General features: G+C 60.5%; 13 protein-coding genes. 8 read left to right on the top strand and 5 right to left on the bottom strand.

Annotated elements, in window-relative coordinates; genetic code table 11:
• The first annotated feature begins 190 nt into the window (after positions 1-190).
• Entirely contained in the window at positions 191-460 is a 270-nt protein-coding gene (locus tag ACM6I5_RS19545) for a DUF2790 domain-containing protein (RefSeq protein WP_017338173.1), read from the top strand.
• Between the two features lie 53 nt (positions 461-513).
• Here the strand turns inward: ACM6I5_RS19545 and ACM6I5_RS19540 are convergent, their stop codons facing one another.
• The 5 genes from ACM6I5_RS19540 to ACM6I5_RS19520 all read right to left on the bottom strand — a co-directional run bounded on the left by ACM6I5_RS19540 (position 514) and on the right by ACM6I5_RS19520 (position 6,601).
• Positions 514-1,452 (bottom strand): LysR family transcriptional regulator, encoded by a 939-nt coding sequence (locus tag ACM6I5_RS19540; RefSeq protein ID WP_017338172.1) that lies wholly within the window; start codon positions 1,450-1,452, stop codon positions 514-516.
• Positions 1,453-1,517: 65 nt separating this feature from the next.
• Positions 1,518-2,468 carry an aldo/keto reductase gene (locus ACM6I5_RS19535; RefSeq protein WP_414884453.1) on the bottom strand — a complete coding sequence of 317 codons (951 nt, stop codon included), beginning with the start codon at positions 2,466-2,468 and terminating at the stop codon, positions 1,518-1,520.
• A 32-nt stretch (positions 2,469-2,500) separates the two neighbouring features.
• Entirely contained in the window at positions 2,501-3,979 is a 1,479-nt protein-coding gene (locus tag ACM6I5_RS19530; RefSeq protein ID WP_414884452.1) for an efflux transporter outer membrane subunit, read from the bottom strand.
• A 19-nt stretch (positions 3,980-3,998) separates the two neighbouring features.
• The gene (locus tag ACM6I5_RS19525) at positions 3,999-5,468 is read right to left on the bottom strand and encodes a DHA2 family efflux MFS transporter permease subunit (RefSeq protein WP_414884451.1); all 1,470 of its coding nucleotides are present in this window, start codon (positions 5,466-5,468) and stop codon (positions 3,999-4,001) included.
• Positions 5,465-6,601, bottom strand: coding sequence for an HlyD family secretion protein (locus tag ACM6I5_RS19520; protein WP_414884450.1), 1,137 nt, complete (start codon positions 6,599-6,601; stop codon positions 5,465-5,467). Before ACM6I5_RS19520 ends, ACM6I5_RS19525 begins: the two co-directional genes overlap by 4 nt.
• Before the next feature lie 224 nt (positions 6,602-6,825).
• Here ACM6I5_RS19520 and ACM6I5_RS19515 point away from each other — a divergent pair, with 224 nt between their 5' ends.
• The 7 genes from ACM6I5_RS19515 to ACM6I5_RS19485 all read left to right on the top strand — a co-directional run bounded on the left by ACM6I5_RS19515 (position 6,826) and on the right by ACM6I5_RS19485 (position 13,118).
• On the top strand, positions 6,826-7,449 hold the full coding sequence (locus tag ACM6I5_RS19515; protein WP_414884449.1) for a TetR/AcrR family transcriptional regulator: 624 nt from the start codon (positions 6,826-6,828) through the stop codon (positions 7,447-7,449).
• A gap of 10 nt (positions 7,450-7,459) precedes the next feature.
• Positions 7,460-7,987, top strand: a complete 528-nt coding sequence (gene mug / locus ACM6I5_RS19510; protein WP_017338166.1) for a G/U mismatch-specific DNA glycosylase — start codon at positions 7,460-7,462, stop codon at positions 7,985-7,987.
• Between the two features lie 86 nt (positions 7,988-8,073).
• The gene (locus ACM6I5_RS19505; protein WP_414879036.1) at positions 8,074-8,502 is read left to right on the top strand and encodes a nuclear transport factor 2 family protein; all 429 of its coding nucleotides are present in this window, start codon (positions 8,074-8,076) and stop codon (positions 8,500-8,502) included.
• A gap of 233 nt (positions 8,503-8,735) precedes the next feature.
• Positions 8,736-9,866, top strand: a complete 1,131-nt coding sequence (locus ACM6I5_RS19500) for a PAS domain-containing protein (protein WP_414884448.1) — start codon at positions 8,736-8,738, stop codon at positions 9,864-9,866.
• Positions 9,863-11,290, top strand: coding sequence for a sigma-54 interaction domain-containing protein (locus ACM6I5_RS19495; RefSeq protein WP_017338163.1), 1,428 nt, complete (start codon positions 9,863-9,865; stop codon positions 11,288-11,290). The genes ACM6I5_RS19500 and ACM6I5_RS19495 overlap by 4 nt, the downstream gene beginning before the upstream one ends.
• Before the next feature lie 260 nt (positions 11,291-11,550).
• Positions 11,551-12,153 (top strand): dimethylamine monooxygenase subunit DmmA family protein, encoded by a 603-nt coding sequence (locus tag ACM6I5_RS19490; protein ID WP_017338162.1) that lies wholly within the window; start codon positions 11,551-11,553, stop codon positions 12,151-12,153.
• Complete coding sequence (locus tag ACM6I5_RS19485) at positions 12,150-13,118, top strand: PDR/VanB family oxidoreductase (protein ID WP_414884447.1); 969 nt, start codon at positions 12,150-12,152, stop codon at positions 13,116-13,118. Before ACM6I5_RS19490 ends, ACM6I5_RS19485 begins: the two co-directional genes overlap by 4 nt.
• Positions 13,119-13,123: the final 5 nt, after the last annotated feature.

Raw genomic sequence — 13,123 nt, 5'->3', positions numbered from 1 at the left:
AGCAAAGAAAATAACCCTCCCGAAGCGGCCATCCCAGCATACCTGCGCAATTTGGCAACAGTGTTTCTCCAGCGGGCCGCTATTTGAGGAAAGCCTAAACTCTTAGCATCGACTTCACCCGGTGAACAAATGAATCAAACAGCCACTTAGTCACCGGGACCCACCGAAACTCGATGCGAAGGTGAACACCATGAAAACGTTAAAGATCGCGATGTTTCTGGCACTTGCCGGTGTAGCCGCACAGGCCTACTCGGATGAAACTCCCACTGATGCGGCCAGCCAGATTCCGGTTGAAAGTTACTCTTACGGCATGAAACTCGACATCCAGAAAATCATTACCGTGTCCGATACAGGAGACGAGTGCGCGCCCGTGCCGAAGCAAATGACCTATGAAGACTCGAAGGGTCAACGCCATATCCTTCAGTACCAGGTGATGGGCACCGGCTGTTCGAATGGTTGAGGACCGTGCGGACGATGGGGGGTCGACACTCCATGCCTGCCGCCCCCCCTGCATCAGCGCCCGGCGGCTGAACCGGCGATCGCTTCATCGGATGCCAATAACACCGGTATGTAATCCTTCAGAAATTCCACCCATGTCTTTATCTTTGCATCCACGAATTTTCGTGACGGGTAGATCGCAAACAAGTTGAACTCTTCAAAGTGATACTCCGGCAATACACGCACTAACGTGCCTGCTCTCAGACCGTCAACGGCAGATGCAATCGGTTGAATACCGATCCCCATCCCGTTTGTAATCGCGACAGTCATTGCATCGGCCGTGTTGACGTGAAACGGAGAGACCGGAATGTTCACCGTCTCCACGCCATCAGGCCCTTCGAATGCCCAGTTTTCAACCGGCATGACCGTATTCACGATCCGCAAACAATCATGTTCGCCAAGCGCCGTTGGAGACTCCGGACAGCCACGTTTCTTCAAGTACACCGGCGAGGCGCAGAGAATGCTGTAAGTGATGCCAAGCCTTTGCGCGACAAACCCTGAATCGGGCAGATCCCGCGCCAGCACAATCGACATGTCATACCCCTCCTCCAGCAAGTCAGGCAGTCGATTGGTCACGGTCAGGTCGAACATCACCGACGGATGCGTCTCCCTGTATTTGGCAATGGCATCGATCACGTAATGATTGCCGATGGCGGACATCGCGTGAATCTTCAGCCTGCCCACCGGGGTGGTATGAGCGGTGCCCGCTTCCTCGTCGGCTTCACGCATCTCATCCAGAATTTTCTCGCAGCGCTGCAAGTAGCGAACCCCGGCTTCGGTCAACGCCAGGCGCCGGGTAGTGCGGTTGATCAGGCGGGTTTTCAGCCTGGCCTCCAGACTGGTCACCGCTTTGGACACGTTGGTCGTGGTGGTGTCCAGTATCTGCGCCGCCGCCGTGAAGCTGCCGGTTTGAGCGACGGCGACGAAACAACGCATGGTCTGGAAAATGTCCATTGCAGGACCTCGGGAAAGGGATAAAAAAAAGCGACCTTACAGAAGGCCGCCCTTCTCGTCTCGGGTTACTGCTTGCGCGGAATAAACCCGGGCACACCGGTTTCCACCACCGAGTTGAAGCGTATCCGGGTTGTAATCTCCTCCTTGATCTCCAGCATCGCCCGGTGCGGCAGAGTGCAAAGATCGATGTTTTCCCGGATATGGCTCGGCGTGGCCGATGTGGTCAGGAACGCAACACCGCGTTGAATCGACCAGGCCAGTGCCACTTGCGCCGGGGTCTTCTGCACACGCCGGGCGATCCCGGTAAGCACCGCGTCTTCCAGTACATTCGGTTCCATGCCATGCCCGAGTGGCGCAAACGCCAGGACGATAATTCCATGTTGCTTGCAAAACTCAAGCAGTTCCCACTCCGGCAAATAAGGATGGGACTCGACTTGCACGACGGCGGGCTTGATCCGCGCTTCGGCGACAATCGCCTGCAACGCCGGCAACGTGACATCCGACAAGCCGATGGACCTGCATCGCCCCTCATCCACCAGGCGCTCAAGCGCCCTCCACGTCTCGATCAGCGTAACGCCTGAATCGTAGATCACGTTGCCTTGCTCATCCCGCGGGTCCTGATTGTCGCCCGGTTGAAAAGCAAACGGCGTATGGATCAGGTAGCAGTCGATGTAGTCGACCTGAAGGCGACGGCAACTGGCCTCGAAGGCCGGTTGAACCCGATCGGGACGATGGTTGGTGTTCCACAGTTTGGTGGTGATGAACAGGTCTTCCCGGCGGATCTTTCCACCTTCCAGCGTTTCCTTGATCGCCACGCCGACGCTGTCTTCGTTGCGATAACGCTCGGCACAATCGAAATGGCGAAACCCGGCGTCCAGGGCATCCTTGACCGCTTGGGTGGTGACGCTGAGATCGCGGAACAATGTGCCAAATCCAACCGCCGGCATTTCCACAGCGCCGTGATTCAGCGCAAATCTTGTATCGCGAAGGTCATCGTAAAAAGCTTCGTAAGACATATTTTCACTCCAATGTTCAGCGGCCGCAGCCTCTATTGATACGAAGGTTTCTGACCTTCGCGATAAGCAACCCGTTGCTCGAACGCACCGACGGAATTGCCGCCGAGCGCCACGTACAGCCGAACGGTGTCGAGGTACTGCGCAGTCTTCACGCGGATTCGACCCAGCAACGCCTGCTGATAGGCGCGTTCCGCTTCCAGCACCTGGAGAATGCTGTTCTCGCCCTGGGTGTAGGCTTGCCGGTTCAACTGCAAGCTGGTTTCAGCGGCGCGCAACGCGTCCTCCTGCGCGAGGTTTTCCTCGGCGTCATGGTTGATGGCTTGCAGCGTGTCGGCGACCTGGCCGAACGAACTGATCACGGTCTGCTGGTAACCGGCGAGCGTCGCGTTGTAGCCCTCGACCGCTGCCTGACGTTCAGCCTTGAGCGTACCGCCATCGAAAATCGGCCCCGCCAGCCCTGCCGCGAACCCCCAGAGTGCAGCACCGCCGTTGCCGGAAGCGGCCTGCGCCAACGACGCGGACAGGGTGACGTGGGGATAGAGATTCGCAGTCGCGACGCCAACCGCCGCGCTGGCCATGTGCAGTTGCGCCTCGGCCTGCATGACATCCGGCCGGTCGTGGGCCATTTCCGAAGGCACGCTGACGGGCACGTTGGCCGGCAAGACAAACTCGGCCAGGTCGAAGTCCGGCGCGCTCCAGTCGCCCGGGCCTTTGCCGGTCAGAATCGACAACGCATGACGTGCCGAATCACGCTGCTGCGCGAGGGGTGGCAACAGCGTGCGGTCCTGCGCGAGCCGCGTTTCAGCCAGCGAGACATCGATCTGCGTGGTGGTGCCGTTGGCGTGGGCCAGGCGCACCAGCTCGAGGTTCTTCGTGTCGTTGGCCAGCAGTTTCTCGACGGCCTGCATCTGCGCATTGGCCGAAGCCACCAGCAACGCCTGACTGGCGACACTGCCGGTCAACGTCAGGTACGCCGCTTCGTAGCGATGCTTCTGCAGATCGGTAAACGCTTGCTGCTGTTCGACCAGACGCTTGTTGCCACCGAACGCATCAAGGTCGAAACCGACCCGTGGTCCGATCGCATAGAAGTTGGACACGGACGGTTCTTTGGCGGTGTGTACCCGTTGCCGGCCGGCCTGGGCGCCAAAATCGACCTGCGGATACAGCGCGCCTTCCGCCGCCGCCACCGAGGACGCCGCTTGCCGGATCGTGGCGTCCGCCGCGACGAGCTCAAGGTTGCCGTCAATGGCACGACGAACCACCTTGTCGAGCTTCGGCGATTGAAAAGCGCTCCACCAGTCACCGCTCACTTTACGACCCGGCTGGATGCGCTTATCACCGTTCTGGCCAAGGCGCTGCTCGGCCTGTTGATCGTAGTGCTGCGACGTGCTCGGTGGTTGCATCTGATAATCAGGGCCCACGGTGCAGGCAGTCAGGAATACCAACGCCGCCATCGCACCGAAGGTGTTTTTGAACTGAGGTCCATTGATGAAGCGTGCATGGGATTTCATTGGGCAAACTCCACGTAAACTAGTTGGTCGGAACGGGCTTGCGAAGAAAGACAACCAGTGGACTGACCACCAGCATCGCCACCAGCAAAATCTTGAACTGGTCGACCACAGCGATAAAAGCCGCCTGGCCGGTGATCATTTCGTTGAGCCCCTCCAGCGCTTGCAGGGACGTCGGCACCGCGGCGTGATACGGCGTCAGGTTGCTCACCAGCGCCATGTGCATCGCTTGCGTGTTGTTGAAGAAAAACAGCTGCACGATCGCCACGCCGAGGGTGCTGCCGTAGACCCGCGACAGATTGAACAGGCCGGTGCCTTCCGGGCGCAGCGCGGGATCGAGCGTGCTGAACGCGACCTTGGTCAGCGACGGCATCAGGACGCCAATGCCGATCCCCTGGATCGCGCCTGCCACTGCCACGGGCGACCAGTCCATCAACGGCGAATAGCCGAGCATCAGCCAGTTGGCGTAAATCACCACGGCCACCCCCGCCGCGACGAACCAGCGACGGTCGAAACGCTCAGGAACACGGTTCATCAGCACAAACGCACCGACCAGTCCGATGCCACGCGGGATCGTCAACGAGCCCGTCGTGTCCGGCGGGTAGCCGAGAATTTCATCGAGCATCGGCGAGGTCAGGGCCATGGTCGACAACAGCACAAAACCGACGGCGAAGAAGATGATCGTCGACAGCACGAAGTTGCGATCATCGAACAAACGCTTATTGAGGAAATGCACCTTCGCCGTCAGTACATGCACCGCGAACAGGTACAGCCCCAACGCACAGCCCAATGCTTCCAGCCAGATCTCGGTGGAGGCAAACCAGTCCAGGCGCTCACCGCGATCGAGCAGCATTTGCAGGCTGATCAACCCCAGCGTGAAAGTGCCAAAGCCGAAGAAGTCGAACGCCGGCGCTTTCTCGGCTTTCTTCTCCTTGAGCAACAGCGCCATCACCAGGAAGATGTACGCCGCCAGCGGCAGGCTGATGTAGAAGATCGGCCGCCAGCCGTAATGCTCGCCAACCCAGCCGCCGATGCTCGGGCCGCTGACGATGCCGAACAGCACGACGGCCGTCCAGGTTGCGCCAAACTTCGCACGCTTTTCGGCAGGCAGCGTCTCCAGGGCAATCGCCATCGACAACGGCGCGAGCACGCCACTCGCCAGGCCCTGCATGATCCGCGCACCGATGAATGCCAGCGGAGTCGTTGCCATCGTGCCCAGCACCAGACCCAGCACAAAAAACGCCAGCGCTGCCTGATACACCCGCTTCAAGCCATGACGCGCAGCGAGCCACTGCGCGATCGGCATAGTGATAGCGCTCGCCGCGAGGTACGAGGTGAAGATCCAGCCAGCCTGATCGTCGGTCATCGACAGGCTGCCCTGAATCAACCGGAGTACCGCGTTCGGAACAGGCAGGTTCGCCGACTGCATGTAAGTCGCCAGCAGCGCGACGAACCTCAACGCCCGGGCGCCCTCTCCCGCTGGGGCGTTCATGACTCGGCACCTGCGGACAACAGCGCCTTGAGTGGATGCCACCACGGTGTGCGGTATCCGGTGTCGACCTTGACCGTGGCGCTGGTGCCCGAGTACAGCGGCAGCGCCGGACTCATTTCGTCGAGTTCAAGACGAACCGGCACCCGCTGCACCACCTTGACCCAGTTGCCGGTCGCGTTTTCCGGCGGCAGCAAGGCGAAGTCCGATCCGGCACCAGGGCTCATGCTGGTCACGTGGGCTTTGAAAATGTGATCGGGATAGGTGTCGACGCGAATGGTCGCTGCCTGGCCGGGGCGCATGTGCGTCACCTCCGTTTCACGGAAGTTGGCCTCGATCCAGATCTCGCGCTCGGACAGCAGCGCAAAGGCAGGCGCGCCGTTGTTGACGTAGTTGCCGACCTGCAAATCGTCGACCTTGGCGACGATGCCATCGTCCGGTGCGTACACCGTGGCATACGAGAGGTAAAGCTGCGCCTCGTCGAGCTGGGACCTGGCTTCGCGTACCGTCGGGTGGCTGTCGGCGACGATGTCGGGATTGCCGTTCAACGCAACGACCGTGTTGGCGATCTGCTGTTCGATGGACGCAATGCGTTGCCGTGCGACTTTAAGGTCGGTGTCCGCACGCTCGTAAACCGCACGCGAGACAAAGTCGGAAGCCACCAGCGCCTTCTTGCGGGCGAACTCTTTCTGATCGAAATTTGCCGACTCTCTGGCCGATTGCAGCTCAGCCTGTTGCTGGCGATAGCTGGCCTTGAGCCCGTCGATGCGCAACCGTGCCACGCTCAGCTGTGCTTCTGCGCGGTCAACCGCGATCTGCAACGGTTTCGGGTCGATGCGGAACAGGACCTGGCCCTTGTGAACGAGCTGGTTATCCTCGACTGCGATGTCGACCACTTGCCCTGAGATGCGTGCATTGATCGACGCTTTTGCCACCCGGGCGTAAGCGTTATCGGTAGAAACAAACGGAACTCCCGCCAGGTAGTGTGCGTACCCGTATGCCGCGAAAAGCACCGGAACGCCCACCATCAGCAGTGGCCGCAGTTTTTCCTTGAGCGGTTTCCTGGGCGCGTCTGGATGGGCCGGCCCTGGGTGCTCGAAGGTCTGTGTGGCTGGAATATCGAACTGTCTGGTCATGATCGGATGCACCTCTAACCGGGAAATCGGGCTAATACCCACTAAAAACAGCCTTGCCGTGCGCAAAAAGGAGGATCGCTCCGCCGCACCTGTTTCGTAGCCGCTTCACCCCGTTCGAGCTCCGCTACAACAAACCTGCAACCAAGGAATTTCTGGTTCCTTAATTTTGTGCGATGGTGTAAGAATATCCCCACCGAAATCTCCATTCAAGGATTTTGTACGACATGGAACAAAATAAAACCACCGAAGGAAAAGGCCGCGGCCGCCCTCGCGCCTATGACCCGCAGACAGCGTTGCAGCAGGCGCAGGGAGTTTTCTGGAGCACCGGCTATTCCGGCGCCTCGCTGGACAGCATTGCCACGGCAGCGGGCATGAATCGCCCGAGCCTCTACGCCGCATTCGGCGACAAGCACGCGCTCTATATAAAAGCGCTTGAGCAGTACTGGGAATTTGCTGCGGCGGCCATGCAAGCGGCGCTGACGGACGATAAGCTGACACTGCGCCAGGCGTTGACGCAGTTCTATGAAGGGCAGTTGGCGATCTACTTCTCGGGTGACGGCCAGCCCCGTGGCTGCTTTGCGATTGGCACGGCGACCACTGAGGCGGTCGAAGACCCGGAAATTCGCGAGGTGTTGTCGGAACGGCTCAGCCGTCTGGATGCCGATCTGGAAACGCGGCTGCGGGCGGCCATCGACAAGGGTGAGTTGAACAAGGATGTCGACCCGGCCGCCCTCGCCGTCCTCGCGTCATCGTTGCTGCACAGCATTTCGATCCGGGCGCGGGCAGGCAAATCCCGCGATGAGTTGACGGAACTGGCACGCAACGCGGTCAACGTGATGTGCGGTTGAGGTTTTTAAAGTGAGTGAAGGACTCGAAGACATTCTGGCCGATCATCTGGCGGTGATTTTTTGCGGGATCAACCCGGGCATGATGGCCGCGGCCCAAGGGCATCACTTTGCCGGCAGGGGCAACCGCTTCTGGCGCACGCTGCACCTTGCCGGCTTCACGCCTGAGGAAGTACGTCCGGAAAACGACCGGCAGCTTTTGCAGTATCAGTGTGGCTTGACCGCCGTGGTGGATCGGCCGACGGCGCGAGCGGACCAGCTCTCGGTAGATGAATTCACCGCCGCCGCTGCGAATTTCGAACAGAAAATCGCACGCCATGCGCCACGCTTCGTAGCGTTTCTCGGTAAAGCGGCGTATTGCGCGTTATCCCGCCAGCGAGAAATTGCCTGGGGCCTGCAACCAACGACGTTTGGCACTGCTACGGTGTGGGTGCTGCCCAATCCGAGCGGGCGCAACCTCGCCTTCAGCCAGGAACAGCTGGTGGCCGCTTACCGCCAACTCTATCTGGCCACCCACGAGGGCCAGCCATCGACCGCTTGAATACTGCGCCATAAGCAGCGCTTCAGACCCATTGAGATACAGTCGCTGGCAATGCTTTCAGAACAACAACAAAACAGGAGTTGAAGATGTCCGGACTGAAACTGCACCCCAACGCAGCTGCCTCCTTGAATCAATGGCACGCCATGATCCGCGAGGGTGACCTGCAAGCCCTGCCCGCCTTGCTGGACCCGAACGCGGTGTTCCGCTCACCGATGGCGCACACACCGTACCCGGGCGCCCAGGTGGTCACGATGATTCTGACCACGGTGTTTAACGTCTTTGAAGATTTCACCTACCACCGCGAATTGGCGACTGCGGACGGCTTGAATGTCGTCCTCGAATTCAGCGCCAAGGTCGGCGGAAAAGCGCTCAAGGGCATCGACATGATCCGCTTCGACGAGCAAGGCAAAATCGTCGAATTCGAAGTCATGGTTCGTCCGATGAGCGGTTTGCAGGCCCTGGGCGAAGAAATGGGCAGCCGCCTCGGTGCTTATCTGGCGGCCAGCAAGGCCTGACAACGATCGGGGTCACCGATCGGATTGACCCAACCACCTCCCGCCTCCCGACTACGCTCAACGTGAGTGCTGCATAAATGCCTGTTTCGTTGCATTATCGCAGCACTCAACGACTCGCCTGCCCTTGTGCTCCCCTGTTCGTCGCGCCTTCCAGTTGGCATGCGATATGCCCCGCTTTGACTGCCTGAGTGATTTCAGCCAGGCCCCATTAGCCAAATCGAGCCGATCCATCGATGGATATCCTGAATTTACTGACCAACAAGGCGCCGCCGCTGACCAGCACCCTCAGCGCTGACGGGCAACTGATCAGCCTGTCCCCCAGCCTGAGCGATCAACTGGGCTATGACCCCGAAGCGCTGCTGAACCAGCCGATCGAGCGCATCTTCAGTGTCGAATCGTTGCGTGCCGTGCAGTCGTTGTTTGCCAATCCGCCCGCCGATGAGCAAGTGCATAGCCTGGAACTGACCCTGATTCGCCACAACGGCGGCTTGCTGCCCGTGGTCGCTTGCGGATTGCTCGAATGGCGCTCGTTGCACCCGGCGCGCCTGCATCTGCTGAAAATCCCTCTCGGCGCACTGGGTCATCGCTTGCGGGAAATGCACAACGCCAATGAAGTCATGAGCCAGATGCTGCAAAGCGCCAAGGTCGCGTACTGGTGCATCGAGTTCGCCGAGGCGGTGGACATCAACACCTCCCCCGACGAAATCGTGCGCCAGGTGTTCGAAAACGACTCCCACTGGCGACTGTGCAATCGCGCCATGGCCGACGTGTATGAAATGCCTTCGGATGTCGATTTCAACCAGCAACCGGTGCGCCTGTACTGGCCGCGCAGCCCGGCCAACGAAGAGTTTGTGCGGCGCCTGATCGAAGCCGGTTTCCACGTGGACTGCGCGCTGTCGGTGGATCGCCGGCACGACGGCTCGCCGGCCTATGTCGAGAATGATGTGCGCGCGACCATCGTCAACGGCCATCTGTTGCGCATGTGGGGCAGCATTCGCGATGTCAGTCAGGAACTGCGCATGCAGCACGACGCCGAGCAGCGCATCGACGCCTTGCGCCGGGTGTTCGATGCGGTGCCTGACGCGGTGCTGGTGATCGATGAGCACTTGCAACCGCAATGGCGCAACGCAGCGTTCGAAGAAACCTTTGGCATCACCCATGGCGACGGCATCGCTCGGCTGCTGCTGGACAACGCCCTGCCCGAACGCACCTGGCACAGCCTGCCCTTGCCCGACTTGAGCGGACGCCAGCTGAATTTCAATGTGCATTGCTCGCGCATCCTGATTCGTGAAGGCGTGGCCTGGCGGGTGGCGGTGCTTCGCGAAAGTCAGGGCGTGCGCCGTGCCGAAGAGTTGCACCCATGAAAGACAAGAACCTGCCACCCACGCTGCAAATGGGCATGCGCTCTTCGGTCAACGTCAGCAGTGAAGTGCTGGGCGCCTTGCTGGAGACTCCCGCACTGCACGCCTTGCTCGACAGCTTCAGTGACGCGCTGATCGTGACGGACGGTGAAGGCCGGGTGCGCTTTCTCAACCTCGCCGCCGAGCGGGTCAACCGGGTGTCCCGCCAGCAAGCCAGCGGTTTGTCCGACAGTGAGTTTTACCAGCGCTCGGCGCTGAATTACGACGATTTTCAGGCGGCGCTGAATCGCGGCGGCAATAGCGCGCTTACCCGTTCGCGGGAAGGTCGGGTGCTGCTCAGCAGCACCCACGCCATTCCCACCGGGGCCTACGAAAAACCGTTCAGGATGCTGACCCAGAAAGACTTCGACGGCAGCCAGCCGCAGCGTCGCGCCTCGCTGGGCAACCGGCCGGTGGAAACCCAGGGCCTGCGCGATCCACAGGACAACGCATTGCATTTGTCGCCGCAGCTCTCGAGCATCGCCGATACCGGCGTGCGCGCATTCCGGCGGCGTGCGCGGTTGCTGCTGCTGGGTGAACCGGGCGTCGGCAAGACCGCCATCGCACGGCACATCCACCGCGCCGCCGGTTGGGGTGATCGGCCGTTCATTCACGTCAACTGCGGGAGCATCCCGGAGAGCCTGTTCGAATCGGAGATGTTCGGCTACGAACGCGGCGCCTTCACTGGCGCGTTGCAGGGTGGCAAGCAAGGTTATATCGAGGCCGCTTCGGGCGGGACGCTGTTCCTTGACGAGATCGGTGAAATCCCCTTGCACGTGCAGGCCAAACTGCTGAAGTTTCTTGAAGACAGCACCATCCAGTCGGTCGGTTCACCGTTGAGCAAAACGGTGCAGGTGCAGGTCATTGCCGCCACCAACAAAGACTTGCGTCACTTGGTGAGCATCGGTGAGTTTCGCGCCGACCTCTACTATCGCCTGGCGGTCCTGCCGGTAGAAATTCCACCGCTGCGCCAGCACCGGGATGACTTGCCGTTCCTCATCGACATTCTGCTGAGTCGCATCAATGGCGACCGCGAGCCGTCACTGAGCCTGTCCGCCGGTTGCCGCAAGCGGCTGTTGGGTTACGACTACCCCGGCAACATCCGCGAACTGGTGAACATCTTCGAACGGCTGGCGGTGCTCGCTGACGATGAAGCCCAGGAGCATCATCTGCCGGCTGAACTGCTCGACCCGGTGCGCCCTCAGGAGCGGGCAAAACCAGTGATGGCCGACGAAGAGGAGACGGAGCAAAACCTCAAGCTGCAGGTTCAGCATTTCGAACGCCAGGTCATTCTCAGGGCCGTGCATGTGTGCGGCAGCAAACGTAAAGCGGCGGTGCACCTGGGGATCGACATCGGGACGTTGATTCGCAAGCTCCAGCGCGACTGAAACCCGCAATGTCAGTGAGCACGCCGCTCCTACAGGGTTGCGTGTTGTTCCGGATGACACCTAACCGCTGCAAAAACGCATACATACCTGGTTACTTTTGCCTGTCCCTCACGCCCTGAAATCAAACAAATCCTTTATTTTCAATAGCTTGAATAACTGGCACGACCTGTGCTCCTGCTACCTGCAACCCACCATCGTTGGGCTTTGCATCAGGGCCGGCTTTCATCTAGCCGCGCCGGTAGCCAGGAGGAATAATAAAAATGTTGATCACCGGGATCAAAAGCCGACCGGTCTATGACCGGTTGCAACCGCTGCCGGGAGGTATCCGGCACATCATTGCCGGGCAAGGCAGCGGCGGTCGCGCCATGTTGCGCTTACTGGAAGAAATGGCTGGCCTGGACCGGCCGATTACCTTGCTCTACTCCCTGGAATCCTTTTCCGGCCAGGACTTCCTCACGCAGTTGCAGCAGCACCCCGAGCACCCACTGCATGTGCATGCAACCAACCAGTCGTTGATCGACGCGCTCAAAACCCTGCTCGGCGAAGCGCGCATGGGCACCCGCCTCTATCTCGCCGGTTCGGAAAGTTTCCTCGGCAGCGCCATGCAAGTGGCCACGCATTTCGACATGAACCGCGACGAAGTGCTGCGCGAGCACTCCGGCACGCTGGTTCGCCGCGTCTGGTGCGTGCATTGCGACACCTACACCGAAAACGTGACCCAACGCGTCTATGACTGCCCCGGCTGTGGCCTGACGCTGGTGGTGCGCGATCACTATTCCCGGCGGTTGGCGGCCTTTCAGGCGGTCAAGGCCGATGCTGAAGTCCCGGGTGAATTGCCCGAAGCCGAGGAGCTCGACACATGAGCCAGAACAATGGCACGTTGAACCTGCGCGTCGCCCGGATCGAAGCGGTGACCCCGGAAATCAAGCGCTTCACCCTGGTGTCGCCGACCGGCGCGCACTTGCCGGCCTTCTCCGGCGGCAGCCACGTCGTGGTGCTGATCGCCCATCAGCAGAACACCTTGCGCAACCCGTATTCGCTGCTGAGTTCGCCGTACGACACCAGCAGTTATCAGATTGCCGTGCGCCGGGTGGACGCCGGGCGCGGTGGCTCGGCGTCGCTGCATGACAACGTCAGTGAAGGTGATCTGATCGAGGTCACCCCGCCGGTCAACCTGTTCCCGCTGATCAAACAGGCACGCCTGCACCTGTTCATCGCTGGTGGCGTCGGCATCACGCCGGTGATTTCCCAGCTGGAAGAACTGCGCCTGAGCAAAGTGCCGTTCGAGCTGCATTACGCGGTGCGCGGTGCAGAACATGCGCAGCTCGGCCAGGAGTCGCAGGCCACTTACGGCGAGCAGGTTCACCTGTACCGCAAAGGCATTGAATCGCGCATGGAGATCGGCCGGGTGCTCGCCGACCGCCCGTTGGGCAGTCACGTCTATGTGTGCGGCCCGGACAGCATGATCGACGCCACGCTGGCCTGCGCCCGCGACCTTGGCTGGACTGACAGTCACGTGCACTTCGAGCGTTTCCTCGAACAGAGCAGCGGCGGCGAAGCCTTCAGTTTCACCCTCGGCCGCAGCGGCGCAACGATTGAAGTCTCGCCCGACCAGACCATGCTCGAAGCGGTCGAAGCCGCCGGCTACAGCATGCCGTACCTGTGTCGCGGCGGTGCCTGCGGGCATTGCGAAACCGCAGTGCTGGAACTCGACGGCGAGCTGCTGCACAGCGATGACTGGCTGTCCGACGAAGACAAGGTCGGCCGCAAGAAAATCATGCCCTGCGTATCCCGCGCCAAGTGCAATCGCCTGGTCATCGACCTCTGATCGAC

It is taken from the genome of Pseudomonas sp. IT-P171 (genome assembly GCF_949767765.1).
Taxonomy (GTDB): domain Bacteria; phylum Pseudomonadota; class Gammaproteobacteria; order Pseudomonadales; family Pseudomonadaceae; genus Aquipseudomonas; species Aquipseudomonas fluorescens_B.
The sequence above is the reverse complement of the archived record's forward strand: the minus strand, read 5'-3'. Positions and strand labels throughout refer to the sequence as shown.

What these genes read in the sequence shown, in the direction of transcription:
- ACM6I5_RS19545 (WP_017338173.1), top strand. Translation starts at nt 191, where the DNA reads ATGAAAACGTTAAAGATCGCGATGTTTCTGGCACTTGCCGGTGTAGCC.
- ACM6I5_RS19540 (WP_017338172.1), bottom strand. Translation starts at nt 1,452, where the DNA reads ATGGACATTTTCCAGACCATGCGTTGTTTCGTCGCCGTCGCTCAAACC.
- ACM6I5_RS19535 (WP_414884453.1), bottom strand. Translation starts at nt 2,468, where the DNA reads ATGTCTTACGAAGCTTTTTACGATGACCTTCGCGATACAAGATTTGCG.
- ACM6I5_RS19530 (WP_414884452.1), bottom strand. Translation starts at nt 3,979, where the DNA reads ATGAAATCCCATGCACGCTTCATCAATGGACCTCAGTTCAAAAACACC.
- ACM6I5_RS19525 (WP_414884451.1), bottom strand. Translation starts at nt 5,468, where the DNA reads ATGAACGCCCCAGCGGGAGAGGGCGCCCGGGCGTTGAGGTTCGTCGCG.
- ACM6I5_RS19520 (WP_414884450.1), bottom strand. Translation starts at nt 6,601, where the DNA reads ATGACCAGACAGTTCGATATTCCAGCCACACAGACCTTCGAGCACCCA.
- ACM6I5_RS19515 (WP_414884449.1), top strand. Translation starts at nt 6,826, where the DNA reads ATGGAACAAAATAAAACCACCGAAGGAAAAGGCCGCGGCCGCCCTCGC.
- ACM6I5_RS19505 (WP_414879036.1), top strand. Translation starts at nt 8,074, where the DNA reads ATGTCCGGACTGAAACTGCACCCCAACGCAGCTGCCTCCTTGAATCAA.
- ACM6I5_RS19500 (WP_414884448.1), top strand. Translation starts at nt 8,736, where the DNA reads ATGGATATCCTGAATTTACTGACCAACAAGGCGCCGCCGCTGACCAGC.
- ACM6I5_RS19495 (WP_017338163.1), top strand. Translation starts at nt 9,863, where the DNA reads ATGAAAGACAAGAACCTGCCACCCACGCTGCAAATGGGCATGCGCTCT.
- ACM6I5_RS19490 (WP_017338162.1), top strand. Translation starts at nt 11,551, where the DNA reads ATGTTGATCACCGGGATCAAAAGCCGACCGGTCTATGACCGGTTGCAA.
- ACM6I5_RS19485 (WP_414884447.1), top strand. Translation starts at nt 12,150, where the DNA reads ATGAGCCAGAACAATGGCACGTTGAACCTGCGCGTCGCCCGGATCGAA.